The sequence below is a fragment of the Pseudoalteromonas sp. 19-MNA-CIBAN-0066 genome (assembly GCF_040308705.1).
Classification (GTDB): Bacteria; Pseudomonadota; Gammaproteobacteria; order Enterobacterales; family Alteromonadaceae; genus Pseudoalteromonas; species Pseudoalteromonas nigrifaciens.
On record NZ_JBEONZ010000003.1, the window covers coordinates 24,244 to 49,749 of the forward strand.

Annotated in this window: 24 protein-coding genes; 20 read left to right on the top strand and 4 right to left on the bottom strand. The window is 45.3% G+C overall.

Annotation, left to right across the window (positions count from 1 at the left end):
• Nucleotides 1–62: 62 nt before the first annotated feature.
• A complete protein-coding gene (locus AAEZ18_RS02905; protein WP_011327575.1) occupies nucleotides 63–848 on the bottom strand; it encodes an enoyl-CoA hydratase in 786 nt (261 codons plus the stop codon).
• Nucleotides 849–1,009: 161 nt separating this feature from the next.
• On the opposite strand from AAEZ18_RS02905, the gene AAEZ18_RS02910 reads away from it, so the two are divergent.
• Genes AAEZ18_RS02910 through AAEZ18_RS02945 form a run of 8 tightly spaced genes read left to right on the top strand, consistent with a single transcriptional unit; the run spans nucleotide 1,010 to nucleotide 9,056 of the window.
• On the top strand, nucleotides 1,010–1,792 hold the full coding sequence (locus AAEZ18_RS02910) for an SDR family oxidoreductase (protein WP_011327576.1): 783 nt from the start codon (nucleotides 1,010–1,012) through the stop codon (nucleotides 1,790–1,792).
• Between the two features lie 55 nt (nucleotides 1,793–1,847).
• Nucleotides 1,848–2,834 (top strand): OB-fold domain-containing protein, encoded by a 987-nt coding sequence (locus AAEZ18_RS02915; RefSeq protein WP_041454365.1) that lies wholly within the window; start codon nucleotides 1,848–1,850, stop codon nucleotides 2,832–2,834.
• Nucleotides 2,834–3,967 (top strand): acyl-CoA dehydrogenase family protein, encoded by a 1,134-nt coding sequence (locus tag AAEZ18_RS02920; protein ID WP_350593855.1) that lies wholly within the window; start codon nucleotides 2,834–2,836, stop codon nucleotides 3,965–3,967. Before AAEZ18_RS02915 ends, AAEZ18_RS02920 begins: the two co-directional genes overlap by 1 nt.
• On the top strand, nucleotides 3,948–4,358 hold the full coding sequence (locus tag AAEZ18_RS02925) for a MaoC family dehydratase (protein ID WP_231617931.1): 411 nt from the start codon (nucleotides 3,948–3,950) through the stop codon (nucleotides 4,356–4,358). The genes AAEZ18_RS02920 and AAEZ18_RS02925 overlap by 20 nt, the downstream gene beginning before the upstream one ends.
• A gap of 17 nt (nucleotides 4,359–4,375) precedes the next feature.
• Entirely contained in the window at nucleotides 4,376–5,551 is a 1,176-nt protein-coding gene (locus AAEZ18_RS02930) for a lipid-transfer protein (RefSeq protein WP_011327580.1), read from the top strand.
• A gap of 9 nt (nucleotides 5,552–5,560) precedes the next feature.
• Nucleotides 5,561–6,730: an acyl-CoA dehydrogenase family protein gene (locus AAEZ18_RS02935; RefSeq protein WP_350593853.1), complete on the top strand. Its 1,170-nt coding sequence runs from the start codon at nucleotides 5,561–5,563 to the stop codon at nucleotides 6,728–6,730.
• A gap of 14 nt (nucleotides 6,731–6,744) precedes the next feature.
• A complete protein-coding gene (locus AAEZ18_RS02940; protein WP_350593851.1) occupies nucleotides 6,745–7,944 on the top strand; it encodes an acyl-CoA dehydrogenase family protein in 1,200 nt (399 codons plus the stop codon).
• Nucleotides 7,944–9,056: an acyl-CoA dehydrogenase family protein gene (locus tag AAEZ18_RS02945; RefSeq protein ID WP_197107685.1), complete on the top strand. Its 1,113-nt coding sequence runs from the start codon at nucleotides 7,944–7,946 to the stop codon at nucleotides 9,054–9,056. Before AAEZ18_RS02940 ends, AAEZ18_RS02945 begins: the two co-directional genes overlap by 1 nt.
• A gap of 104 nt (nucleotides 9,057–9,160) precedes the next feature.
• Here the strand turns inward: AAEZ18_RS02945 and AAEZ18_RS02950 are convergent, their stop codons facing one another.
• From AAEZ18_RS02950 to AAEZ18_RS02960, 3 genes are all read right to left on the bottom strand, one after another.
• A complete protein-coding gene (locus tag AAEZ18_RS02950) occupies nucleotides 9,161–9,949 on the bottom strand; it encodes an SDR family NAD(P)-dependent oxidoreductase (protein WP_011327584.1) in 789 nt (262 codons plus the stop codon).
• Between the two features lie 141 nt (nucleotides 9,950–10,090).
• Nucleotides 10,091–12,211 (bottom strand): NAD(P)/FAD-dependent oxidoreductase, encoded by a 2,121-nt coding sequence (locus AAEZ18_RS02955; RefSeq protein ID WP_350593848.1) that lies wholly within the window; start codon nucleotides 12,209–12,211, stop codon nucleotides 10,091–10,093.
• Between the two features lie 42 nt (nucleotides 12,212–12,253).
• A complete protein-coding gene (locus AAEZ18_RS02960; RefSeq protein WP_041454366.1) occupies nucleotides 12,254–13,108 on the bottom strand; it encodes an alpha/beta fold hydrolase in 855 nt (284 codons plus the stop codon).
• 270 nt (nucleotides 13,109–13,378) lie between these two features.
• Between AAEZ18_RS02960 and AAEZ18_RS02965 the strand changes: the two genes are divergently transcribed.
• The 12 genes from AAEZ18_RS02965 (at nucleotide 13,379) to AAEZ18_RS03020 (ending at nucleotide 25,497) form a co-directional block, all read left to right on the top strand.
• Nucleotides 13,379–14,122: an SDR family NAD(P)-dependent oxidoreductase gene (locus AAEZ18_RS02965; protein ID WP_011327587.1), complete on the top strand. Its 744-nt coding sequence runs from the start codon at nucleotides 13,379–13,381 to the stop codon at nucleotides 14,120–14,122.
• Between the two features lie 8 nt (nucleotides 14,123–14,130).
• On the top strand, nucleotides 14,131–14,766 hold the full coding sequence (locus AAEZ18_RS02970) for a nuclear transport factor 2 family protein (RefSeq protein WP_011327588.1): 636 nt from the start codon (nucleotides 14,131–14,133) through the stop codon (nucleotides 14,764–14,766).
• Nucleotides 14,767–14,786: 20 nt separating this feature from the next.
• Nucleotides 14,787–16,655 carry a long-chain-acyl-CoA synthetase gene (locus tag AAEZ18_RS02975; protein ID WP_309216948.1) on the top strand — a complete coding sequence of 623 codons (1,869 nt, stop codon included), beginning with the start codon at nucleotides 14,787–14,789 and terminating at the stop codon, nucleotides 16,653–16,655.
• Nucleotides 16,655–17,866 carry a thiolase family protein gene (locus AAEZ18_RS02980; RefSeq protein WP_011327590.1) on the top strand — a complete coding sequence of 404 codons (1,212 nt, stop codon included), beginning with the start codon at nucleotides 16,655–16,657 and terminating at the stop codon, nucleotides 17,864–17,866. The genes AAEZ18_RS02975 and AAEZ18_RS02980 overlap by 1 nt, the downstream gene beginning before the upstream one ends.
• A 1-nt stretch (nucleotide 17,867) precedes the next feature.
• A complete protein-coding gene (locus AAEZ18_RS02985) occupies nucleotides 17,868–18,803 on the top strand; it encodes a bifunctional OB-fold nucleic acid binding domain-containing protein/MaoC family dehydratase (protein ID WP_011327591.1) in 936 nt (311 codons plus the stop codon).
• Between the two features lie 192 nt (nucleotides 18,804–18,995).
• The gene (locus AAEZ18_RS02990) at nucleotides 18,996–19,886 is read left to right on the top strand and encodes a VOC family protein (RefSeq protein WP_011327592.1); all 891 of its coding nucleotides are present in this window, start codon (nucleotides 18,996–18,998) and stop codon (nucleotides 19,884–19,886) included.
• A complete protein-coding gene (locus tag AAEZ18_RS02995) occupies nucleotides 19,886–20,761 on the top strand; it encodes a CoA transferase subunit A (protein ID WP_011327593.1) in 876 nt (291 codons plus the stop codon). The genes AAEZ18_RS02990 and AAEZ18_RS02995 overlap by 1 nt, the downstream gene beginning before the upstream one ends.
• A gap of 14 nt (nucleotides 20,762–20,775) precedes the next feature.
• Nucleotides 20,776–21,582, top strand: a complete 807-nt coding sequence (locus AAEZ18_RS03000; protein ID WP_011327594.1) for a CoA-transferase subunit beta — start codon at nucleotides 20,776–20,778, stop codon at nucleotides 21,580–21,582.
• Nucleotides 21,582–22,451, top strand: coding sequence for an enoyl-CoA hydratase (locus AAEZ18_RS03005; RefSeq protein WP_011327595.1), 870 nt, complete (start codon nucleotides 21,582–21,584; stop codon nucleotides 22,449–22,451). Before AAEZ18_RS03000 ends, AAEZ18_RS03005 begins: the two co-directional genes overlap by 1 nt.
• Before the next feature lie 2 nt (nucleotides 22,452–22,453).
• The gene (locus AAEZ18_RS03010) at nucleotides 22,454–23,569 is read left to right on the top strand and encodes an NAD(P)H-dependent flavin oxidoreductase (protein ID WP_350593845.1); all 1,116 of its coding nucleotides are present in this window, start codon (nucleotides 22,454–22,456) and stop codon (nucleotides 23,567–23,569) included.
• 3 nt (nucleotides 23,570–23,572) lie between these two features.
• Nucleotides 23,573–24,325, top strand: coding sequence for an enoyl-CoA hydratase family protein (locus AAEZ18_RS03015; protein ID WP_089367916.1), 753 nt, complete (start codon nucleotides 23,573–23,575; stop codon nucleotides 24,323–24,325).
• An 8-nt stretch (nucleotides 24,326–24,333) separates the two neighbouring features.
• Nucleotides 24,334–25,497, top strand: coding sequence for an acyl-CoA dehydrogenase family protein (locus AAEZ18_RS03020; RefSeq protein WP_011327598.1), 1,164 nt, complete (start codon nucleotides 24,334–24,336; stop codon nucleotides 25,495–25,497).
• Nucleotides 25,498–25,506 lie beyond the last annotated feature (9 nt).

Sequence of the window (25,506 nt, forward strand, 5' to 3'; positions counted from 1 at the left end):
TAAATGCTGGCTAAAATTAACAAAGGGGAGTGTTAATTAATTTAAATTAATGACTATTACCCTTACTTTCCGCTAAATACAGGATGGCGTTTTTGTAAAAACGCCTCCATACCTTCACGTTGATCTTTTGATGCAAATAATAACGCATTTGCTTTGCGCTCCAGCGCCATAGCACTGGCAAGTGGAGCGTCCATTCCTGCTAAAATAACTTCTTTTATTTGCTCTGCCGCTAGCGGAGGCATACGTGCTATGCGACGACAATTTGCTAGTGCCTGTTTATATACATCGTCATCTTCGCACAGCTCACTTACCAGTCCGCCTACCCAAGCATCGTAAGCACTAATAGGCTTGCCTGTAAGCGCCATTTGCATTGCTTTAGCTTTACCTACTGCACGTACTAAACGCTGCGTGCCACCAATACCTGGCATAATGCCAATGGCTATTTCGGGCTGACAAAAACTTGCGCCTTTACCGGCAATAATAATGTCGGCCAACATGGCCAGTTCACAGCCACCGCCATACGCGTAGCCATTTACTGCAGCAACTACAGGAATTGGGCATTGCTCAATAGGTGCCCATAGGCGTTCTGTATGGCGCTGGTAAATCTCAATTGGGTCTGCATCTATTAAGCTAGTAATGTCGCCGCCTGCAGCAAATACTTTGTCGCCACCGGTTAATAAAATACAGCGAATGTCTTTATTGTTTGCCAGCTCAGTAAAGTACTTAGATAGTAATGTTTGCAGCTCTAAGCTTAATGCATTGGTGGCACTGGGTCGGTTTAACGTTAACTCGGCCACGCCAGGCTCAGGGAAACTTAGTAAAACGCTAGGCTCGTTTGTATCTGTCATTCATTACTCCAAAACATTGCTAGGCAACGCACAGTAAAATTTCTATGTTGTTATTGTCACTTGTTGTCGCTAAACACAGCATCGTCCATTTAGACGAAGCTGGTTATCTAATACTGCCTGTACACTGTTTTTATGGAATTATTTTATGACAAGGCTTAATTATGCATGCGAGTAAAAACTATAAAGATAAAGTGGTACTCATAACCGGCGGTACTAAAGGCATTGGCCTTGGTATAGCACAAGGTTTCTTGTCGGCAGGCGCTAAAGTAGTAGTGTGTGGTCGTGAACAAGTAGAGCAGCTACCACAGGTAATCCTTGATGGAAAAACTCGTCAGGCACACTTTATTCAAGCAGATGTGAAAGATATTGATAGTACTGCAGCCATGTTTAGCACCATAGTAAAAGAATATGGCACGCTTGATGTACTCATTAATAATGCGGGCGGCAGTCCATTTGCTTTGGCCGATAAAGCATCTCCTCGTTTTCATGAGGCTATTCTTAAGCTTAATTTAATTGCACCGTTAAACGTAGCACAGCAAGCAAACGAAATAATGCAAGCAAATAACAGTGGCTGCATTATTTTTATAGGCAGTATTAGTGCCATGCGAGCTTCACCAGGTACGGCGGCTTATGGCGCTGCTAAAGCGGGTATTTTATCTTTAGTAAAATCACTTGCAGTAGAGTGGGCACCTAAAGTGCGTGTTGTGGCGGTAAGCCCAGGGTTAGTACATACCGAAAACTCACACCTACATTACGGTGATGAGGCCGGAATTGCCGCAGTAAGCGCAACAATTCCAGCAGGGCGTATGGCGCAACCAGATGATATTGCTAACGCTTGTTTGTTTTTAGCTTCAGCAGAAGCAAGTTATGCAAGTGGCTGTAATTTACTGCTAAATGGCGGCGGTGAAATGCCCGCTTTTCTTAGTGCTAGCGAAACTAACTAAATAATTAATAATTTTAATTTTTAGAATTTATCTTGATAAATGCAGGAGACGAACATTGGCTAAATATGAATGGTTTGCAGAAATAGAAGCGATGATAGGGCGACAATATGGTCGTATCTATGCGTGGGACAAGGTTAATGAAGCTATGGTACGTCAGTGGTGTGAAATTATGGGGGTAGAAAACCCACTTTACACCGATGCAGACTACGCGGCAACAACCGAGTATGGGCAACTAGTAGCACCACCAGCAATGTTACAAAGTTGGTGTTTAGCGGGCTTTGGTGACAAAATTTTAGCACCAGGTTCAACTACCGAAAACCCGTATGGCGTACTCGAAATACTTGAAAAAAATGGCTACCCAGCGGTCGTGGCAGTTAATTCTAACCTAACGTTTGACCGCTACATTACTATGGGTGAAAAGCTTTATTACACCACAGTACTCGATAGCATCAGTGAAGAAAAAACCACCGCACTGGGCACCGGCTTTTTTGTTACCTTAAAAATGACTTATTTCTCAGAAAAAACCAATGGTGAAGCCGACGAAAAAGTAGGCGACATGATGTTTAGAGTCATTAAGTTTAAACCAGCGCAAAGGCCTGAGCAAACAGCGCCCGCTAAAGAAGCACCAGCTAGAAAGCGTCCTAAGCCTGGGATCAGCGACGATAATCGCTTCTTTTGGGAAGGATTTGGCGAGCAAGAGCTGCGTATTCAACATTGTATAAGCTGCGACAAATTACAACACCCACCAGCACCTGTGTGCATGCATTGCCATTCGTTTGAACTTGATTACCAAGTAGCTAGTGGTAAGGGGGAGCTGTATTCATTTGTGATAATGCACTACCCACATGTAGCCCCATTTGATAGCCCAAATCCTATTGGTTTGATTGAGCTTGAAGAAGGTGTACGTATTCCAGCAGGCTTAATCGGAGTTGAAGAAGGTGTAGCTCCTAAAATTGGCCAAAAAGTGCAAGTCGAATATCACACATTTGATGGTGAGCTGACCTTGCCACAATTTAGACTTGTTCCAACTAAGGAGTCGTAATGGATTTTAATTTAAGCGAAGAGCAATCAGCCATTGCAGAAATGGCCAATAGCTTATTTACCGATACCTGTACCGATGACTTTCTGCGTGACTATGACGAAGCAGGCCAAGGTACCATGACACAGTTATGGTACTCGTGTATAGAAACCGGGCTGCACGGGGTAATTATTCCCGAAGCAATAGGCGGGATTGATTTAGGTATGACCGAACTGAGCTTAGTATTACAGGCGCAAGGCGGGGCGTTAGGGCAAGTTCCTTTGTGGCGGCATCAGCTGGTGGCTACTGCCATTGCAAAGTTTGCGGGTGCAGAGCTGCAAACAGTTGCACAAGCTGCGGCTGAGGGCACAAACCTATTAACGCTGGCATTTAACTTAGTAAATACCCACAGCGAAGCGACGCTCAACGTAGAAAAAACGAATGACGGCTTAAGCATTAATGGCTTAGTGCAGTCGGTGGCAGTTGCAGGACTCGCTGACTTTGTTTTACTACCACTAACCCTTGATGAGCAAATACGCTGGGCACTAGTGGCAACAACAGCGCCAGGTTTAACCCTAGTTAAAGGGCAGATGACCCAAGGCGAAGAAGTTGCAGACTTACAACTAAATAACCTGCTTGTAAGTAATGCAGCGTTACTCGATAGCAAAGCTAATGACTGGTTAGTACCAAGAATATTCGCCTCTTTGGCATCATTACAGTTAGGTGTTAGTGAAGCGCAAATTAAAAAAACCGTTGAATATATTAGTGAACGCCAACAGTTTGGTCGCGCTATAGGCACCTTTCAAGCAGTACAAATGACCATGGCCGATACCAAAATTGCCCTTGAGGCATTACGCAGTAATGTATGGCAGTTGTGTTATCGCCTTGATAATAACTTAGGCTGCGATCACGAAGCGTTAGCAACAGCGTGGCATGCCTGCGAAGCGGGTCATTCTATTGGTCACAAAGCGCAACATGTGCATGGCGGTTTTGGTGTAGATGTTAGTTACGTTATCTACCGATACCTCTATTGGAGCCGGGCTATTAGCCTAAACTTGGGCGGGAGTCCCGCATTATTGGCAAAACTTGGCGATGCCTTAACCGAAAATAATAAGCTGGGGTGGAAATATGACCTTGATGAAAACAATGCAATTTAACGACATAAACGTAGGTGACAAGCTACCTGAAAAAGCGATTCCAATTACTGTGGCACTTATCTCTAATGGGGCTTTAGCAACGCGTGATTTTTTTCCAGGCCATCACGATAAAGATGCCGCTATTGCGCTGGGCTCACCACATATTTTTATGAATATTTTAACCACTAATGGCTTAGTGCAAAGCTATGTAGAAGGCTGGAGCGGCCCACAAAGTCGCTTAAAAAATATTGATATTAAATTAGGTATGCCTAATTACCCAGGCGATGTTATGACCTTTATGGGCGAAGTAACCGCAACCGATGCCACAACCCGCACTGTGGATGTAGGTTTAGCCGGCAAAAATAAATACGGCATGCATGTTACAGGTACCGTGCAATTGGTATTGCCATAAAATTTAGGAGAGACAAGATGAGTGAGTCAATTAGTGGTAAAGCTGCCATTGTAGGTCTGGGGGCCACAGAGTTTTCTAAAAATTCAGGGCGTACTGAATTACGTTTAGCCATGGAGGCAACATTAGCAGCTTTAAAAGATGCGGGAATTGATCCCAGTGAAGTGGATGGCTTTAGTAGTTATTCAGTTGATAAAGTACCAGAGTACGAAATTGCGCGTTTATTAGGCTGTAAAGAAGTTAAGTTTTTTTCACAAATACCTCATGGCGGCGGCGCAGCGTGTGCACCTATAGTGCATGCGGCAATGGCTGTGGCCAGTGGTGTGGCTAAAACCGTAGTGGTGTATCGGGCGATGAACGAGCGTTCTTGGTATCGTTTTGGTACTGGCGATTATGGCTTTTCATCAACCCCTATTTTTGAAAATGTGAATTACGGTTATTACATGCCCCATGGTTTTCATACACCTGCAAGTTGGGTGGGTATGTTTGCACAGCGTTATATGCATGAGTATGGCGCTACATCAGAAGATTTTGGTCTTGTTGCGGTTGCCGCACGTGACTTCGCAGCAACTAACCCTGCGGCATTCTTTTACGAAAAACCAATTACTTTGGCCGATCACCAAGCGTCTAAGTGGATTTGTGAACCGCTACATTTACTTGATTGTTGTCAAGAATCTGATGGTGCGGTGGCAATGATAATTACCAGTGTTGAGCGTGCAAAAACGCTAAAAAATAAACCTGTAGTAATTAAAGCCGGTTCGCAAGGTATTGCCGAAGGTCAGCAAAGTATGACCTCGTATTATCGCGACGACATTACCGGTTTACCCGAAATGGGCATAGTAGCAAAAGAGCTTTATGCACAATCGGGCCTAGGGCCAGATGATTTTCAAACTGCGATTATTTACGATCACTTTACCCCTTTTGTATTGCCACAACTTGAAGAGTTTGGGTTTGTGGAACGTGGTAAAGCAAAAGAGTTTATTCGCGCAGGTCATCATCAACGTGGTGGTAAGTTACCTATTAATACCCACGGAGGACAATTAGGTGAAGCCTATATCCATGGTATGAATGGTGTGGCCGAAGCAGTACGACAAGTGCGTGGTACAGCAGTAAACCAAGTTGATAATGTTGAAAATGTACTCGTTACAGCAGGCACTGGTGTACCCACCAGCGGCTTAATTTTAGGCGCAGAGTAGGAGTGCAAAATGTTCATTGATTTAACACCAGAACAACGGGCGTTACGCCTAGAAGTACGTGATTACTTTTCGCAATTAATGACACCCGAACTGCGTCAAAAGCTAAGAGGCAGTGAAGGCGGCGAAGACTTCCGTAAGGTTGTACGTCAAATGGGTAAAGACGGCTGGTTAGCTGTTGGTTGGCCAAAAGAGCACGGCGGCCAAGGTTATCAAGCCACCGAGCAGCTAATCTTTTTTGAAGAAGCCAATATTGCAGGCGCGCCCCTACCATTTGTTACTATTAGCACAGTAGGTCCTGCGTTAATGGAATACGGTACTGAGTTACAAAAAGAAAAGTTTTTGCCTGGTATTGCTAATGGTGAAATTCATTTTGCCATTGGTTATTCAGAGCCAAATGCGGGCTCTGATCTAGCCACTTTAAAAACCAAAGCCAGCCTAGAGGGCGACAACTTTATTGTTAATGGCAATAAGCTATGGACCTCAGGCGCTGAGTCGGCCGACTATATTTGGTTAGCAGCACGAACCGATCAAGAGCTGGCGCGTCACAAGGGGATTTCTATTATGATTTTAGATACCCAAAGTGATGGCTTTAGCAGCACAGTTATTCCAACGTGTTCAAACCCAACTGCGGCTACTTATTACGACAACGTAAAAGTACCTCAAGAAATGCTGGTGGGTGAATTAAATGGTGGTTGGCGTTTAATTACTTCGCAACTTAACCATGAACGTTTAGGTTTAGGTTCGTGGTCTGATAAAGTGGTTGGCTTATTTCGCCGAGTGTATTTGTGGGCTAACACCGCGGATGAGCAAGGCAAGTCTGCTGCTAATAATCCGTGGGTGCGCGCAGCGTTAGCTGAATGTTACGCTAAGTTAGAAGCCATGCGTTTAATTAACTTTCGCATCGCCGCCGATTTAGAAAAAGGCCATATGGATATTGCTCTGGCGTCAATTACTAAAGTATATGGCTCAGAATGCTCAATTGAAATACTGCGTAAGCTGATTGATATTGTGGGAGTGAATGGCATGGTTCGCGATGATTCTGCCGCGTCATTTTTAATGGGTGAGCTGGAATACGAAGTACGTGCCTCGGTTACCTTAACCTTTGGTGGTGGTGCTAATGAGTTACAACGAGAATTAATAGCCCAATTTGGTATTGGTATGCCACGCGCAGTGCGCTAACAGGAGATAACAGCATGAATGAGTTAACTGAATTTCGCCAGCAGGTTCGCACTTGGCTAGAGGCAAATTGCCCTATGTCGCTGCGTACACCAACGCCTGATGGCGAGCTCATTTGGGGCGGGAGTGAGGTTAACTTCACTTTTGATGATCAACGCCAGTGGTTTAATAGCATGCGCGACAAACATTGGTTTTGTCCTAGTTGGCCAACGCAGTACGGTGGTGGTGGTTTAACTGCGCAGCAAAACAGCGTATTAGAAAGTGAAATGCGCCGTTTAAAGTGTCGCCCGCCACAAATTAATTTAGGTATTTGGATGTTAGGTCCTGTGCTGTTAGAGCACGGAACTGAGCTGCAAAAACAACAGTTTTTAACACCAATGACTCGTGGTGAAGTACGTTGGTGCCAAGGGTTTAGTGAGCCAAACGCCGGCTCTGATTTGGCCAGTATTCGTACCAGCGCAGTTGATCAAGGCGATCATTACTTAGTTAATGGTAGTAAAATTTGGACTTCTTACGGTGACAAATCCGATTGGATGTACGCATTAGTACGCACCGATGCTAAAGCCCCTAAACACCAAGGCATTAGTTTATTACTCCTCGATATGCACAGCCAAGGTGTGCAAGCCAAACCTATTGATTTAATTAGCGGTAAATCTTCTTTTTGTGAAGTGTTTTTCGATAATGTAGTCGTACCCAAAGAAAATCTTGTAGGTGAGCTCAATGGCGGCTGGAAATTGGCTAAAGAATTGCTGCAACACGAACGCAGCGCAATGTCTAAGTTTGGTGAGTTTCAATTACCCACGCACTTTGACTTAATGTCACTAATGAGCGATTACATGCCAGCGCCACACAGCGCAAGTGAAGCCGCGCTTCTAAATAAGGCGGTTGCAGCCAATATGGAAGAGCAGGCATACAACTTAACGGTGCAACGCTTAGGTGCAGAAATGCAAGCGGGGCAAAGCTGTTTTGGTTTAATGTCGATTATGAAGTTAGTGCATACCGAACAAGAAAAAATTAAATTTGAATTATTACTCGATGCAATGGGTTACCGAGGTTTAGGTTGGGAAGATGATAGCTTTAGCGAGCAAGAGCAAGCAATTACTCGCGCTTGGCTAAATAGTTTTTCGCAAACCATAGCTGGCGGATCCTCAGAAGTTCAGCTGAACGTGATAGCAAAGCGTGTATTGCAATTACCTGAAAATAAAGGAGTAAGCTGATGAGTATGGTATATAGCGAAGACGATCGCATGTTGGCAGATACCGCAGAAGAGTTTTTAAGTGCGCAAAGCCCTGTCGCAGCGCAGCGCGCATTACGCGATAAGCCAACCGCAGTTAATTTTGATGAAAAAATTTGGCAACAAATGCTGGAACTAGGTTGGGGAGCAATTACTTTTCCCGAAGAGCTGGGTGGCCTAGATTTTGGTTATAAAGGAATGGGCGCAATATTTGAAGCTATGGGTAAACACCTGAGTGCTTCGCCAATGTTATCGTCGGTAACCCTGTGTGGTTCATTATTACAACAACTAGCCAACGCAGAACAGCAAACCTGGTTAACAGCAATAATGAGTGGTGAAAAACGCTTAGCCTTAGCGGTTGACGAACACGCAAGGCACGATCCCGACAGCATGCAAACAACGGCAACAACAGCGGTAGATGGCTTTGTGTTAAATGGTAAAAAAACCATGGTTATTGATGGTGTCAGCCCCGATGGCTGGATAGTTGCGGCGCAGCATAACGCTGGCTGTAGTGTGTTTATTGTGCCATTTAGTGAGCAAGTAAAGGTTAAGCGCCTTAACCTTATCGATGCACGCAATTACGCCGAGCTTACTTTTAATGACTTAAAACTACCCGCAGAAGCCTTATTAGGCGATGCTGGCAATAGCTTAAAAGCACTGCAACAAGCACTCGATTTAGGTCGTTTATGTTTAAGTGCTGAAATGCTTGGTGCTATTAAAGCGCTGTTTAATATGACTATAGAATACTTAAAGGTACGTGAACAATTTGGTGTAAAAATTGGTACTTTTCAGGCATTACAACATCGTGCGGCACGCTGTTATGTAGAATTAGAATTAGCTCAATCTTGTGTTATAGCCGCACTTTCGGATGCAGATAAGGCTGACGCAAATTTAGCCTCAAGCGCTAGTTTAGCTAAATGGAAACTATCAAAAGTAGCCGATTTAATCAGCGGTGAAGCGGTGCAAATGCATGGCGGCATTGGGGTTACTGATGAGCTAGACATTGGTCTTTACCTAAAGCGCATTCGCGTAGCACAAATGTGCCTTGGTGATGCCGATTACCATCAAGCGCGGTTTGCAGCTTTAGCGCCTTAAAACTCATCTTGAGTTAAACATAAAAAAACCAGCCAACAGTTATTCACTGCTGGCTGGTTTTTTTTACATGCGCTGAGAGCCTTAATGCGCGTTGAAGGTCGCTATTACTGTGCTGGCGCGCCAGGTACACCATAATAATATTGACCAGCCGTTAGGCCGCCATCTACCACCATTTCGGTGCCATTACAGTAAGATGCCTGATCCGAGACTAAAAAGTTAACCATATTGGCTACTTCTTCAGGCTGACAACCACGTTGCTGTGGAATAAATTTATAGCGTGGGTTCAGCTCTTCGCTACTTAGCCCCTGTGGGTTAGTCATGGGGGTATTTACAGCACCAGGATGCACACTATTTACACGTATACCAAACGGGCCTAGCTCAAGCGCTGCGGTGCGAGTTAACCCTCTTACTGCATATTTACTTGCAGCATACGCACCTGTGCCATTGTTAGGTAAAATAGACGAGGCTGATGAAATATTAACAATAGCGCCACTGCCGGCTTTTTTCATGCAGGGGATCACGCTATGTAAGCCTAAAAAGGTGCCGGTAATATTAATATCGATTAATTTACGAAACTGCTGCGGCTCTGTGGTTTCGAGCGTTGCGAACAGTAAAATCCCCGCATTATTAACTAAAATATCTATTTTTTGGTGCTTTTCTAAAGTTGCTGATACGATCGACTGCCATTGTAGCTCATCGGTTACATCGTGTGTCATTGGCGTAACCTTGTCGCCAAGCTCTTGCGCCATTTGGTTAAGCTCTTCAGTTAAAATATCAGTGGCTATAACAGTGGCTCCAGAGTCAACCAGTGCTTGGCATATTGCTCTACCGATACCCCGTGCGGCACCGGTAACTAAGGCGACTTTATTGGTTAAATGTGTAGCGTTTTTCATTGTTAGTTTCTCGCTTTAAAATAGTTGTAAGTATTATTGCTGAGCCATAAAAAGGCAGCAGCTTTAATTATGGTAATAAAATAGGGGCGAGTGCCCCTATGTTAAAAGTGTTAGTAGTTAGTAGTTAGTAATTAGTGGCTATTAGCAGCTTAAGCCAGCTTTATAACCGGCACTAATTGCACCCTCTATATAGGCAACGTTATTACAATCACCAATGTCTTTTACTGTATGGCCAGCTGCAATTAAGCTGTTTGTTAAGCTATTATCAGTGGTAATACCCGTTGCCATTACTACGGTATCGGCAAGGCAGCTGCGGGGTTGCTCGTCCACTTTATAGTGCACAGCGTGGGTATCGATGGCGGTAACGTCTGCCTGAGTAATTAAAGTAACGCCTAATTGCCTAACATGATCAAGTACCCGCCAGCGCCTAACAATACTCAGCTCGATGCCTAAGTTACGTCCGGCTTCTATAACGGTAATTTCGCGGCCACGCTCAGCTAAAAACTCGGCCAGCTCTAAGCCCACTAAGCCACCGCCAACAATAGTGACGCGCTTGCCAAGTGGCATCCATAAATGCGATAAACGTTGTAATTTATCTACGTGTTTTGTTAAGCCAAGGGTGTTGCCCGCTCCTAACATTAAGCGCTGTAGCGCGGTTAGCTTATTGCTAGTGTTAGTACTTACTTCGCCGGTAAGTAACTGTCTAAGTTGTTCGCCAGACCAAACGTGGCTTAACTCACAACCCTGTATGTCGGGCATGCCACGGCTGGCGCCGGTTGCTACAAACACTTCATCGGCATTTAGTGTGCTAATTAATTTCGGAGTCGCTGTGGTATTCAGTTTTACTGTAACCTTAGATTGGGCTAGTTGCCTTAAATGGTAGTCGAGTAACTTGCCATTTTCGGGATAGGCCAGCGCTGCAAAAAATAATGTGCCGCCTAAGCGTTTACTGCGCTCTAACAAGGTTACTTTATGGCCTCGTTCACTGGCGGTTACAGCAGCTTCTATGCCAGCAGGCCCGCCACCAATTACCACAATATGTTTGGGCTTATCGGTCATTATTACTTTTAGTTCAAATTCTTTACCAGTCGCGGCATTAACAGCACATTTAACGCGCTGATTAATAAATACTTGGCTTACGCATACATAGCAATAAATACAGGGACGAATGTCGGCTTCACTATCTGCGGTGAGTTTATTTGGTAGTTCGGGATCGGCTAATAATTTACGTCCCATTGCAATAAAATCACACTTACCGCTGGCAATAGCAGCATCGGCAATATCGGGCTCTAAGCGGCCAACGGCAATTACCGGTATAGACACTTCTTTCTTCACTGCCGCAGCCCAATCTAAAAAGCCTGCTGGTTTATGCACTAGCGGCGCGGCGGTAAATGCAGAGCCTGTGGTTAAGGTGGCATAAGCAGAAATACTAACGGCATTTACACCCGCTTGTTCAACCATTTTGCTCACTGCAATACAGTCCTCAAGGGTAATACCGCCAGGGGTGTTGAGTTCGTGCGCATCTAGGCGTACCCACAATGGAAAATCTTGGCCTACGCGTTCGCGTATTGCCGCTATTACCTCTAGCAGTAAACGTGCGCGGTTTTCAATACTGCCGCCATATTCATCATCACGTTTATTATAATAGCTCGATAAAAAGCCAGCCAAAATATACGAGTGCGCGCTGTGCAGCTCAATAGCATCAAAACCCGCTTGCTGAGCACGTTTTGCCGCTGCGGCAAACCATTCCACCATTTGGACAATATCGTCTTTTTCCATTACTTTTATGGTAATGGGTTTATCTGCTGGAGGTCTAACAAAGGTACTTAATTCTGTTGGTGTTACCGCTTGCATAATATCGCTTTGTGGTGGCGCAGGGGGCAGTGAAGGCACCCAAAGCTCGCGGCCTTCGGCTAAATCGCGTACTGCCGTTTTACCAGCATGCTGTAATTGCACCGCAATTTTTGCACCATGCTTATGCACCCGCTCGGTAAGTGCTTTTAATCCAGGAATAAACTCATCTTTAGAAATACCCACCTGATAAGGTTCGGCAGTTCCTGCGGGAAACGCAATAGCAATAGATCCCATAGTAATAAGGCCCACACCGCCTTTTGCTCTGGCTTCATAAAAAGCTTGAATACGCTCACTACAATGGCCATCAGGGTCAGCATAATTAGAGCCCATTGGCGCCATCATAATGCGGTTACGCAGCGTTAGTCCGCCTACTTTCCCAGGTTTAAGCAAGTGCTGATAATGTGACATAGATTATTACCTCTTATTATTTATGTTTTTTGAGGTGCTGTATTAGCCGTGTTGTAAAAAATCAATACAGCTGCTGTTAAACAGGCGTTGATGTTCTACTTGTACCCAATGACCACAACGATTAAGCATAATAAAGCGCGCTGTTGGTACGTTATCCAAAATTTTATGCATGCCTTGATGTGGATTAAATTTATCGTTAGTGCCCCAAAAGCCAAGCACTGGGCAGTTAAGCTCGCCAAGGCGTTCGGTCATGTTTGGCACCATCATAGTGCTAAATAAATTAGCCGGTTGAGTAACCGCCACTGCAGCGCGCTCTGCTAATATATCATCAGAAAGTACAGCTGAATCAAAAAGTTGTAACGACATCACTTCGCGCATTTGGTTAACACCCATAGGGCCACGGCTGTATACTTCTACCATACGCACTATACCTTCCATTTGAAAATACGTTTCGCGCTCTTCAACACCACCCGGAGCCATTAAAATTAGGCGCTCTACCGTATCGGGATAATCGAGAGCTTGCCCCAGCGCAATAGCACCGCCTAAAGAATTGCCTAATAAAGTCACCTTAGGTAAATCAAGGGCGTTTATAAAACCATTAAGTGCTGTGACAAAAAAAGCTAAATCGTAATTAACGTCATCGGGTTTATCTGAGCGACCAAAACCAGGTAAGTCGAGCACAATATTACGATAGCCCGCATCAGCAAATTCAGGATAATTGCCTTTAAAGTTACTAAAACCACTGGCACCTGGGCCACTACCATGAAGCCAAATAACAATAGGGCCTTGGCCTTGCTCTAAATAATGTAATTTAAGGCCGTTTTCTAGGGTAACAAAGTGTCCCAGTGGTAACGGTAAATCCTGTGCTTTCTCTGGATTAGTTGTTTGCTGATTCAAAACTCTTACTCCTAATTTTGCCTTGCTAACAAGGTAATGAACGCTCACCACCTCTGCTTATTTATATAATTTTCCTACTCAATACTGCGTTGCTCGTTTGCTTAAAACATCGTCCATTTAGACCAGTGTTTTGTTTGTGTTGGTTAGTCTTATTGGACGATGCTGGTTTTTATTACATATCCCAGTATGAATTGGAAAATTAATATTGGTGCGACTGCAAATGTTGCTCTATATACGCCAAATTGGCTTGAGAAAAGCAAGGGGATAAAAATGAAACATCAGGATCAAGTTGTGCTAGTAACAGGTGCAGGGCAAGGCATAGGCCAATCAATAGTAAGTTATTTTGCTACTGCAGGCGCTAATGTCGCCGCGGTAGATATTAACGCCGACACATTAAATGCCAGCGTTAATGAATTAAATGCAAACGTTGCCGGCAATATTGTGGCTATTACTGCCAACATAGCAAAAAGCGACTCAGTACGTGATGCCATTGCCGCTGTAGTGGAAAAATTTGGCCGACTCGATGCCATTATTAATGTGGCTGGTGTGGGCTCTATTGATGCATTTGTTGATACCCCAGATGAGCATTGGGACAAAGTGATTGCAGTTAACTTAACCGGTACTTTTTTATGTTGTCGTGAGGCGGCGAAAGTTATGCAAGCCCAAGGATCGGGTTGCATTATTAATGTTTCCAGCACGGCGGCATTAACCGGCGAAGGCCCAAGTCATTATTGCGCATCAAAAGCGGGTGTTATGGGGCTTACGCGTAGTATGGCACGCGAACTAGCGCCAGTGGGTATTCGGGTAAATACCATAGTACCAGGGCCAACCAATACACCCATGATGGCTGATATTCCAGAGGAGTGGACGCAGCAAATGATCGCGGCTATTCCATTAGCGCGCATGGGCGAAGGTGAAGACATTGCCAAAGTAGCGAGCTTTTTAGCGTGTGATGATTCTGGCTTTATTACCGGCCAAAATATCGCAGTAAATGGCGGCATGGCCTTTATTTAGGAGTGAATATGAGTGACTTAAGTTCAAGCCTTGAACAACGAATTGACCGCTTAGAGTCTATTGAGTCAATTCGTCAGCTCGCGGGTAAATACTCGTTGTCATTAGATATGCGTGACATTGACGCACATGTAGGCTTATTTGCTCCCGATGTACGTGTCGGGGGTGGGAAAAGCGGCCGAGCTCATTTAAAAGCCTGGGTTGACTCAACCTTGCGCGATCAATTCACCGGCACGTCGCATCATTTAGGGCAGCACATTATTGAGTTTGTTGATGAGAACAATGCCATTGGTGTTGTGTACTCTAAAAATGAGCATGAAACCGGGCGTGAATGGGTACTGATGCAAATGCTGTATTGGGATGACTACCAACGCATTGATGGGGTGTGGTACTTCCGCCGTCGTTTGCCATGTTATTGGTACGCCAGCGATATAAATTCAGCGCCAATTGGCGATATGAAAATGCGCTGGCCGGGTCGCGAACCTTACACCGGCACCTTTCATGATTTATTCCCATCATGGCAGTCGTTTTGGCAGCATCGACCTAATTCAGATGAGTTACCCGAAGTGGCAACTCCTGCGCCACTTGAACAGTTTTTACGCACCATGCGGGGTGATACCCCAGCACCTAAAATCCGCGTTCGTTGATTAACACCAAAGGAGATAATATGTTGGACAATAATAAAATTCCTTATGCTGGAAGTCTCGACAACGCGCCAGTATCTAGAGCCGCCACACAACAAAAAATGGATAAGCGCGCACTAGCAGTACGCTCGGTTAGTCCGTCGCAAAAGTACAGCATTGCCGACCGCCTAGAAGCGCAAGCAGTAGCACATGGCGATGCGCCATTTTTGATTTATCAAGGTAAAAGCTACAGCTACAGCGAAGTAGATGCCCAAGCAAGTAAATTTGCTAAAGCGATACAGGCCCGTGGTTTAATGGAAGGTGATGTGTGTGCTATTGCGATTGAAAATCGCCCTGAGTTTTTCTTTGCGTGGTTTGGCTTAACCAAGCTGGGCGTAGTGGTCGCTTTTATTAACACTCAAGTACAAGGCAGCGTGCTTGAACATGCAATTAACACCACAGATGCCAATGTAGTTATTGTTGGTGAAGAATGTGTACAGCGTTTTATTGACACACCAGAGCTGGCAAATAAGTCAATTTGGCTGGTAGGCGATGATGAGGTAGTTGATAAACCGGTACTTCCTCAGTGGATTGATAGCAGCTTTGATAGCGATGTGGCTGCGCGCAGTGGCACAAGTTGTAAGCAGGCACGTGGCTCAACGGTGGGCGAAACCCCAACTTTACTTATTTTTACCTCAGGCACTACCGGGTTACCTAAAGCGGCGATTTACAGCCATATGCGTTGGTTAACCTCGGGTGATGTGATGGTTGAAACCATTGATGCCACACCAAATGACGTATTTTATTGTTGTTTACCTTTATACCACGGCGCTGCAGCCACTTCAGTGACTTCAACTGCGCTAGCGGCGGGGTCAAGCATAGTGGTTAGGCGTAAATTTAGTGTTAGGCAATTTTGGGATGATATTCAAACGCATAACATTACCGTTTGCCAATACATAGGTGAGATTTGCCGCTACCTGCTTAACTACGCCGAGGCCACGGGAATTAAGCCAAAAGATCATCAACTGCGCTGCATGTTAGGCGCCGGTTTAACCGAAACTAGTTGGCATCGTTGGCTTGAGTACTTTGGCGAAATGGACGTGCTAGAAGGGTGGGGATCTACCGAAGCGAATACTAACTTACTTAATTTAGATAACTATATTGGTTCGTGTGGTCGCGTGCCGCGCTGGGATCGCACCAATTTTAGGTTAGTTAAATTTGATACCGAAACCGAAACTCATGTTAAAGATGCTAACGGGCATTATGTTTTATGCCAACCTGGCGAAGTAGGGGAAGGGCTGGGAATGATAATTAACATGCCTGATTTTGGTGGCGGGCGCTTTGAGGGCTATACCTCAAAACAAGGCACTGAGCAGAAAATTTTACGCAATGTGTTTCAGCAAGGTGACGCCTATTGGCGCTCGGGCGATTTACTGCGCTACGATGACAACGGTTATTTTTATTTTGTAGATCGCATTGGTGATACCTATCGCTGGAAAAGTGAAAATGTATCATCGCAAGAAGTGGCTACCGCTTTGGCTGAATACGATGGCGCCGAGCTGGTTAATATTTATGGCGTACAGGTTCCTGAAAATGAGGGACGAGCAGGTATGGCGGCCATTGTTATGCAACCAGGGCGGCAGTTTGATCCACAAGTGTTTTATGCTTTAACCATAGAAAAAGTGCCTAATTACGCCGCCCCTCAGTTTATTAGGGTAAGCAAAGCCGCCGACATGACATCAACCTATAAACTGCGTAAAGTCGACTTACAAAAACAAGGTTATGACCCAGTAGCGTGTAATGAGCCAATTTACATACGTAACGATAAGTTAGGCTGCTACCAGCCATACTGTGAAAGTGCGTTGCAAGCGGCAGGATTTTTACCGTTCTGTAGCAATCAGGAGGAAAAATAATGGGCTTAGCAGGAAACGCCGCGATTGTTGGTGCGGCGCAATATAAACCAGAGAAATACCAAACCGCGCCGCAAATGTTTCATTTAGAACAAGTGGCCGACTTAGCCAATCAAGCATTATTAGATGCTGGGCTACAAAAAAGTGATTTAGATGGTTTGGTTATTAATGGCCCACATTTTCACGAGGCCTCAGTATTTGTGCCGGCAATGGCCGCAGAATATTTAGGAATAGAAGTAAACTTTGCCGAAGTAGTTGATTTAGGCGGCTGTACCGCAGTTGCACAAATTTGGCGTGCAGCGGCAGCGATTGAGCTGGGGTTATGCCAAGCGGTACTGTGTGTTATTCCCGCTCGCATGGCACCAATGGCACCAAATGAAGACCCAGCTTGGATGGCGCAAGCTATGCGTTATGGCGGCCACAGTACGGCATTTGGCGCACCAGAAGCAGAGTTTGATTTGCCCTATGGTCACATGGGGCAAAACACCGGTTATGCAATGATTGCACAGCGTTACGCAGCGCAATATGGCTACGATCAAGCGGCTATGGCTAAAATAGCAGTCGATCAGCGCTTTAATGCGCAATACCACAAAGACGCTATTTTTAAAGGCAAAGAGCTAACTATTGCACAAGTATTAGCTTCTAAAATGGTAGCCGACCCACTGCATGTACTAGAAATAGTCATGCCGGTATCGGGTGGCGCGGCGGTTATTGTGGCCTCTAAAGAAGTGGCTGCAAGAGCGAAAAAACGCCCTGCATTTATTACCGGTTTTGGTGAGCGTTTATCATTTAAATCGCCATCGTATGCGCAAGATATGACAGTGACGCCAGTTGCCGAAGCCGCAAAGCGTGCGTTTACTATGGCCGGGCTGTCGCCTAAAGATATACATGCAGCGCAAATTTATGATTGTTACACCATTACTGTGTTGTTATCACTTGAAGATGCAGGCTTTTGTCCTAAAGGGGAAGGCATGCGCTTTATTAAAGAGCATAACCTCACCTTTAAAGGCGACTTTCCGATGAACACCCACGGCGGGCAACTTAGTTTTGGTCAAGCTGCAGCAGCGGGCGGTTATTCTCAAGTTATTGAGGCTTTCCATCAAATTTCAAACTCTGCCGATCAACGACAGCTAAAAAGGTGTGACAATGTATTTGTTAGTGGCACCGGTGGCGTGATGAGTGAGCAGGGCGCATTGATATTACAAGGAGGCTAGTATGGCAACGTTAAAACCTATGCCAGTCGCAACAAAAATTTCTGCACCATTTTGGCAGGCGCTAAAAGAAAATCAGTTAAAAATTCAGCAATGTAAGCAGTGCGAAGGGTGGGTGTTTTTTCCACGTAATCATTGTAGTCATTGTTTAGCGCACGAGCTGCAGTGGCAACAAGTGAGCGGTGAGGGCACCTTATATTCATACACCCTTACACGTATTCCAACTATGCCAGAATTTAGTGACGAAATGCCGCAAGCATTAGCCGTGGTCGAACTAGCTCAAGGCGTTCGTATCAATACCACGTTAATAGATGTGGCAGAGCAAGACATTAAAATAGGCATGCCTGTTAAAGCGGTGTTTGATAAAGTGAGTAGCGATGGCGATACCTTGCTACGTTTTACCTCTATTAATAATGCCGGTGGTGTGCGTGAATATATTAATCCGCTCAATGGGCTTGAGCGCAACGACAAAGGGCAAGTACAAGTACCGCTAAGTAACCTTGCTGCGCTTTATGCACTGGCCGATAATAAATATACTGACTGGAGTAATGTGGTTGTTGTTGATCAAGACCTGATTAACGCTTTTGCCGATTTATCGGGGGATGATTACTGGTTGCATACCGATCCTGAGCGCGCAAAAACAGATAGCCCGTTTAAAACCACCATTGCCCATGGCTCGTTAGTACAAGTGCTGCAGTCGCGTTTAACGATTGCACTACCATTTGAAATTATCGGCTTTAACAACATGGTTAACTATGGCTCAAACCGTTTACGTTTTCCTGCGCCAGTGCCTGCGGGCGCAACTATTTATGGCCGTAGTAAGGTAAAAGACATTAGCGTGTCGCACAAAGGGGTGCAGTTAACCCTAGAAATGAACATTCATGTGGTTGGCAATGATAAACCAAGTGTGATCAACGATTTGGTGATCCTTTACCGTTAAACACAGTAAATAATTTGGTAAATATAAAGCCGCTGAGCAACTTTATTGCTCAGCGGCTTTTTGTTTTTTTAGTTTTAAGCTTATGACTCTTAATGCTTTTTTTTCGTTTTTTTGGTTAGTCTCAATGGACGATGAAGCATTAGTAATTTGCCCTAATAATGAACCTAATCACAATTTTGTAAGAGAGGGTTCATGGATATTCGCGCATTAGGTTATTTCGTAGCACAGACTGACGCTCCACAAGAGTGGCAACACTACGCAGAGCAAGTATTAGGGATGATGACGGCGCCAACTGACGACGGTGGATTCTACATCAAAATGGATGAGCGCCCATACCGCATGTTGGTTATACCCGGCGCAGACAAGCGCTATTTTGCTTCTGGTTGGGAACTAACAGGTGCAAAAGCTTACAACAACGCTAAACAAACATTACTTGATAAAGGCATTGCCTTTGAAGAGGCTAATAAAGCCTTATGTGAGCAGCGCCGCGTACAAAATATACTCATAGTTAATGACCCAGCTGGTAATCGTCACGAACTGTATTGGGGTCATGTTTCAGACTGCCAACCGTTTACTTCTCCTCAAGGTGTACCCGCTTTTATTACCGGCGATATGGGCCTTGGCCACACCGTACTACCTGCGCCAAATTTTGATGAAACCTTTGCGTTTTTAACCGACGTATTAGGGTTTGAATTATCAGATTTATTTAATTTTAAACCTGCACCAGAGGCCGATCCAATTCGCATTTACTTTATGCATTGTGGCAACGCACGTCACCACAGTTTAGCTATTTGTGAATTTCCGGTACCAAGCGGTTGCGTGCATGCCATGGTCGAAGTTGAAAACATGACAGAAGTAGGCCGCGCTCACGACAGACAACAACAACATCAAGTACAACTGTCGGCCACTTTAGGTCAGCACCTTAACGACAAAATGACCTCATTCTATATGAAAACACCATCAGGCTTCGATTTAGAGTATGGCTTTGGTGGTTTACAAGTTGAAAACTGGGAAGAGCATTGCGCTTTTGAATTTAGCCGAGTGAGCCTGTGGGGCCACGATTTCTCAGTAGGAGAAAAATAATGAATAAAGTAAAAACAACAGCGCAAATGGTGGCTGAGCTAAGTGATGGCATGACAATTGGCATAGGTGGTTGGGGCCCGCGCCGTAAACCTATGGCGCTTATTCGCGAAATTATAAAATCGGATCTTAAAGATCTTACTATTGTGGCGTATGGCGGCGCCGATGTGGGTATGTTATGCGCAGCCGGCAAAGTAAAAAAATTAATCTTTGCGTTTGTATCGCTAGACTTTATTCCACTAGAACCTTTTTTTCGTAAAGCCCGTGAACATGGCGAGCTTGAGCTAATGGAAATTGACGAAGGTATGTTGTTACTTGGCCTTCGTGCTGCGGCGTGGGGCTGTCCTTATATTCCAACTCAAGTTGGTTTAGGCACAGATGTACTTACCCACAACCCAGATATTCAAGTGATTGATAGCCCCTATGACGATAAAGAATGGGTGGCAATGCCAGCGCTTAAACTCGACGCTGCACTGGTACATGTTGATCATGCTGATGAGCGTGGTGTGTGCCAGATTTCAGGTCCAGATCATTACCTAGACGATTGGTTTGTACGCGCAGCAAATAAAAGCTATGTCACCTGCGACAAGCTGGTTAGCAGCGATCATTTTTATGATCGCACAGCGGCAGATAAAGTATTTTGGGAACGCAGCTTAACAACGGCCGTAAGTGAAGTACCTGGGGGCGCGCATCCAAGCAGTTGTCCGCCATTTTACGGCATTGATAATAAACATTTGCTGCAATATAACAAATACGCAAAAGAAGGCGGCTTTAGTGCTTACTTTGATGAGTTTATTAATAATAAATCAGAGCAAGAGTACCAAGCTAAATTAGGCGGCATCGATGCGATCCGTCAAATCCCTAACACAAGTTACTAAGGCAGGACATTAAAATGACAGCAACTCAATACAGCTTGGCAGAATTAATGATTTGTGCCGCAGCAACCGCATTTGATAACGATGGTGAAGTGCTTGCCACCGGCATTGGGGTTATTCCGCGTTTAGCGGCGAGTATTTCTATGAGTACTAACAACCCAGATTTAATGATGACAGACTCAGAAGCCTACTTACTGAGTGAGCCAAATCCGATTGGCGCACGTGGCGATGATTTTGTACAGCGTAACGAAACATGGATGGGTTTTTCACGCATTTTTGACAATGTGTGGAGCCGTAAACGCCACGCCATGATAGGGCCAACGCAAATTGATAAGTACGGGCAAAGTAATATTTCAGCCCTAGGGGGCGACTACGATAAACCTAAAATACAAATGTTAGGCGTACGTGGTTTACCGGGTAACTCAATTAGCCATGCTAACTCGTTTTTTGTGCCAAGCCACAGTAAACGCGTATTTGTAGAGCAAGAATGTGATGTGGTGTGCTCAATTGGTTACAACCCAGCACGTTTGCCAAAAGGTTATCAGCTATCGGATGTCGATATTCGTTTAGTGATCACCGATATTTGTGTGATGGATTGGCAAGGTCCAGAGCATCAATTGCGCTTAGTGAGCGTTCACCCTGGTGTGAGTGTACAAGAAGTAATTGAAAAAACAGGCTTTGAAATTCACGTTGAGGCAAACACTCCAACCACACCAGCGCCTACAGCTGAGCAGTTAGCATTAATTGCTAAATTGGATCCTCACAATATTAGAGCTAAACAGCTAAAAGACAACCCACCGGGTGTACGCCCAGAGGAGTCGTAATGAGTGAAGTTCAAACAATAGATGACGTAGTGTTATACGAAGTGCGCGCTCAAGTGGCGGTTATTACCATGGATCGTCCTGAATATAACAACGCGCAAAACTCGCAAATGACCTACGCGCTAGATAAGGCTTTTCAGCTTGCGTGTAACGACGACGAAGTAAAAGTAATTGTACTTGCCGGTAACGGCAAGCACTTTTCTGCTGGTCATGACATTGGAACCCCTGGGCGCGATGTTGATAAAAGCTTTGATCGTACTAACCTTTTTTACGATCACGCTAATAAGCCCGGCGGTGAGTTTTTATATGCTCGCGAGCACGAAGTGTATTTAGGAATGTGCCGTCGCTGGCGCGATTTGCCTAAGCCAACGATTGCTATGGTACAAGGTGCCTGTGTGGCTGGTGGCTTAATGCTGGCGTGGGTATGTGATTTAATTATTGCCGATGACAAAGCATTTTTCTCTGATCCGGTCGTGCGCATGGGTATTCCTGGGGTTGAGTATTTTGCGCATGTGCACGAGCTTAATCCACGTATTGCCAAAGAGTTTTTATTTACCGGCGATCGTATGTCGGCAGACCGTGCTTATCAAATGGGCATGGTGAATCGCGTAGTGCCAAGGGATAATTTAGAAGAGACGACCTTTACTTTAGCTAATCAGATTGCACAAATGCCACGACTGGGTTTGCAATTAACTAAGCAAGTAATTAATAACGCCGAAGATTTAATGGGTAAACGTTCAACCATGGATATGGCGTTTGGTTTGCATCATTTTGCGCATGCGCATAACGAAACAATATCGGGTGACCGCTTAGGTGGCTTTGACGCGAAAGCGATGGCTCAAGCCAATAAATCAGCAGCCAAGGAAAAATAAATATGAGCACAGAGCACAATAATGCCGATGGCCGCTGGAATACGCCGTTAACAGAGGCACTGGGCTGTCGTTATCCGATTATTCAAACGGCGATGGGCTGGGTCTCTGATGCAAACTTAGTAATAGCAACAACGCGTGCGGGCGGTTTTGGTTTTTTAGCTGGCGCGACGATGAACACTGAAGAAGTGGAAAGTGCCATAAAAAAAGTAATTGCTGCCACAGGGACCAGTAATTTTGGTCTTAATTTTCATATGTTTCAAGAAAACGCGCAGCAATGTCTTGATTTAGCTATTAGTTACAAATTGCGTGCGGTGAGCTACGGACGCGGCCCCGATAAAGCCACTATTGAGCGACTCAAAGCGGCAGGTGTGCTGTGCATTCCCACCGTAGGCGCAGTAAAGCATGCAGTAAAAGCGGTTGCCATGGGCGCCGATATGATCACCATTCAAGGCAGTGAAGGGGGTGGTCATACTGGCAGCGTACCGAGCACTATTTTGTTACCGCAAGTGTTAAATGCGGTGTCGGTACCAGTAATTGCCGCAGGGGGCTTTTCGTGCGGGCGTGGTTTGGCCTCAGTATTAGGCGCAGGCGCTGCAGGTATGGCAATGGGCACGCGCTTTTTGCTGACCTGCGATGCACCCACGCCAAAAGTCACCCAGCAGCGTTATCTTGATACCCAAGACAGTGCTGACATTCGCATTTCTACCGCGGTAGATGGCCTGCGTCACCGGATGATCAACACGCCATTTATTGATGATTTAGAGCGCTCGGGTGGTGTTAAGCGCTTATGGTTGGCACTAAAAAGTGCCCGTCATTGGCAAAAAGAAACCGGCATGACATCGCTGCATATGCTCAAAGTGTTTTTTAATGGCCTGCGTGAAGATCCCAAAGCTGCAGCAACATTGGTAATGTCGGCTAATCAACCGGTGTTAATTCAAAAATCTATGGTTGAAGGTAAACCCGACGAAGGTATTTTACCCAGCGGCCAAGTGGCGGCGGTAATAAATAACTTACCTAGCGTTGAGACACTAATAAACGAAATTATCGCCGAGGCAGACACCTGTCTTGAGCAATTGTTAATCCGCCGGACTAACCGGTCAGTCGAAGAAGAGGCCTAAGCTATGAACCCAGCATTTAAAAGCCATATCGAAAACGGTATCGCCGAAATAATTATAAATAAAGCACCGGTAAATGCACTCGACAGTGCTGAATGGCAAGCGCTCGCCGATCTGATCAACAGTATTGGCCAAAATTTGGCTGCTCGGGTATTAATTATTCGCTCAGAAGGGCGTGGTTTTTGTGCCGGTGTTGATATTAAAGAGTTAGATAAATACCCAGAGCGTATTGTTAGCGTTAACGCCGGTAATTACGAAACGTTTAAAGCGGTACATTTGTGTCCAATACCAGTAATAGTTGCGCTGCATGGTTATGTGCTGGGTGGCGGTATTGGTATTACTGGTGCGGCCGATATTGTGGTGGCGTCAGAATGTACCACTTTTGCGCTACCAGAAGTAGATCGTGGCGCTATGGGCGGCGGCGCGCATTTACAGCGCTTATTTCCGGTGCAAAAAGTACGTTACTTGTTTTTTACTGGCGAAACTATTTCGGTACAAGATGCCGATAGATACGGCTTTATTGAACGCATTGTACCTAAAGAGCAATTACGCGATACCGCGCTGGAAATTGCCAGCAAAATTGCCGCAAAAAGCTCCGATATGATCCGCATTGCTAAAGAAAGCCTAAATGGTATTGAAGACGGTGACCTAGAAGCTAAATACCGTTGGGAGCAAGGGTTTACGCTGCAAGCTTATACCAGCCCAGATTCTGCTGAAACCCGCCGCGCGTTTGTAGACAAACGCGAAGCGAATTTTTGAGGCCGACTATGAAACTAACTTATACAACAGAGCAACAAAATTTCCGTATGGAAGTGCGTCAGTGGCTTGCAGAAAATGTACCTGCAGAAAAGCTGCCCACTTACGACACCAAAGCAGGCTTTGAGCTGCACCGCCAATGGGAGCGCAAGCTACATAAAGCGGGTTTTTCAATGGTTATGTGGCCTAAAGAATATGGCGGCCGCGGGTGTAACTTAATTGACTGGCTTATTTTTGAAGAAGAATACTACGGCGCAGGTGCACCAGGGCGAGTAAATCAAAATGGCCAGCTATTACTTGGCTCTACTTTACTTGAATTTGGTACGGAGCAGCAAAAATCGCATTTTTTACCGCGTATGGCATCAAGTGAAGACATGTGGGCGCAAGCCTGGTCTGAACCTAATGCCGGCTCAGATATGGCCAACATTAGTAGTAAAGCAATTCGCAATGGCGACCATTACATTGTGAATGGCCAAAAAACCTGGTCTACCCGTGCTACTTATGCCGATTGGGCATTTGGCTTGTTTCGCTCAGAAGCGGGTTCGCAGCGCCACCATGGTTTGTCTTTTTTAATGGTACCGCTGGATGCACAGGGCGTAACTATTCGCCCAATTAAAGCGCTGGATGGCGAAGATGCCTTTGCAGAAATATTCTTTGATAACGTCAAAGTACCGGTTGAACACCGCATAGGCGAAGAAGGCAAAGGCTGGCATGTGGCAATGGCAACGGCAGGTTTTGAGCGGGGTTTGTTGCTGCGCTCACCGGCGCGTTTTCAGCAACCTGTGCGCAAACTAGTACAACTGTACCGGGATAACAAAGCGGCTGCCGATCGCGACCCAGCCATTGGTGCTGCGGTGGCTAAATGTTGGGCTGATGCAGAAGCCTATGCGTTGTCTGCTTACAACACTGTAGGACGTATTAGTCATGGCGATAAAATTGGCGCTGAATCGAGCCTAAATAAAGTGTTTTGGTCAGAGCTAGATTTGCTCATTCATCAAACGGCGATGGATATTTTGGGTACTTGTGGTGAGTTACTCTCATCGGCAGCACTTGCCGAGGAGCATGGTTATTGGTTAAACGGCTTTTTATTCTCTCAAGCTGGGCCAATTTATGCGGGTGCCAATGAAATTCAACGAAATATTGTTGCTGAGCGTATGCTTGGCCTACCTAGATAGCGAGTGAAA

Coding starts and splice junctions, on each gene's coding strand:
- AAEZ18_RS02945 (WP_197107685.1), top strand. CDS start 7,944: ATGAGTATGGTATATAGCGAAGACGATCGCATGTTGGCAGATACCGCA.
- AAEZ18_RS02910 (WP_011327576.1), top strand. CDS start 1,010: ATGCATGCGAGTAAAAACTATAAAGATAAAGTGGTACTCATAACCGGC.
- AAEZ18_RS03000 (WP_011327594.1), top strand. CDS start 20,776: ATGACAGCAACTCAATACAGCTTGGCAGAATTAATGATTTGTGCCGCA.
- AAEZ18_RS02940 (WP_350593851.1), top strand. CDS start 6,745: ATGAATGAGTTAACTGAATTTCGCCAGCAGGTTCGCACTTGGCTAGAG.
- AAEZ18_RS02905 (WP_011327575.1), bottom strand. CDS start 848: ATGACAGATACAAACGAGCCTAGCGTTTTACTAAGTTTCCCTGAGCCT.
- AAEZ18_RS02965 (WP_011327587.1), top strand. CDS start 13,379: ATGAAACATCAGGATCAAGTTGTGCTAGTAACAGGTGCAGGGCAAGGC.
- AAEZ18_RS02970 (WP_011327588.1), top strand. CDS start 14,131: ATGAGTGACTTAAGTTCAAGCCTTGAACAACGAATTGACCGCTTAGAG.
- AAEZ18_RS02955 (WP_350593848.1), bottom strand. CDS start 12,211: ATGTCACATTATCAGCACTTGCTTAAACCTGGGAAAGTAGGCGGACTA.
- AAEZ18_RS02990 (WP_011327592.1), top strand. CDS start 18,996: ATGGATATTCGCGCATTAGGTTATTTCGTAGCACAGACTGACGCTCCA.
- AAEZ18_RS03020 (WP_011327598.1), top strand. CDS start 24,334: ATGAAACTAACTTATACAACAGAGCAACAAAATTTCCGTATGGAAGTG.
- AAEZ18_RS02975 (WP_309216948.1), top strand. CDS start 14,787: ATGTTGGACAATAATAAAATTCCTTATGCTGGAAGTCTCGACAACGCG.
- AAEZ18_RS02920 (WP_350593855.1), top strand. CDS start 2,834: ATGGATTTTAATTTAAGCGAAGAGCAATCAGCCATTGCAGAAATGGCC.
- AAEZ18_RS03010 (WP_350593845.1), top strand. CDS start 22,454: ATGAGCACAGAGCACAATAATGCCGATGGCCGCTGGAATACGCCGTTA.
- AAEZ18_RS03005 (WP_011327595.1), top strand. CDS start 21,582: ATGAGTGAAGTTCAAACAATAGATGACGTAGTGTTATACGAAGTGCGC.
- AAEZ18_RS02930 (WP_011327580.1), top strand. CDS start 4,376: ATGAGTGAGTCAATTAGTGGTAAAGCTGCCATTGTAGGTCTGGGGGCC.
- AAEZ18_RS03015 (WP_089367916.1), top strand. CDS start 23,573: ATGAACCCAGCATTTAAAAGCCATATCGAAAACGGTATCGCCGAAATA.
- AAEZ18_RS02985 (WP_011327591.1), top strand. CDS start 17,868: ATGGCAACGTTAAAACCTATGCCAGTCGCAACAAAAATTTCTGCACCA.
- AAEZ18_RS02995 (WP_011327593.1), top strand. CDS start 19,886: ATGAATAAAGTAAAAACAACAGCGCAAATGGTGGCTGAGCTAAGTGAT.
- AAEZ18_RS02980 (WP_011327590.1), top strand. CDS start 16,655: ATGGGCTTAGCAGGAAACGCCGCGATTGTTGGTGCGGCGCAATATAAA.
- AAEZ18_RS02950 (WP_011327584.1), bottom strand. CDS start 9,949: ATGAAAAACGCTACACATTTAACCAATAAAGTCGCCTTAGTTACCGGT.
- AAEZ18_RS02935 (WP_350593853.1), top strand. CDS start 5,561: ATGTTCATTGATTTAACACCAGAACAACGGGCGTTACGCCTAGAAGTA.
- AAEZ18_RS02925 (WP_231617931.1), top strand. CDS start 3,948: ATGAAAACAATGCAATTTAACGACATAAACGTAGGTGACAAGCTACCT.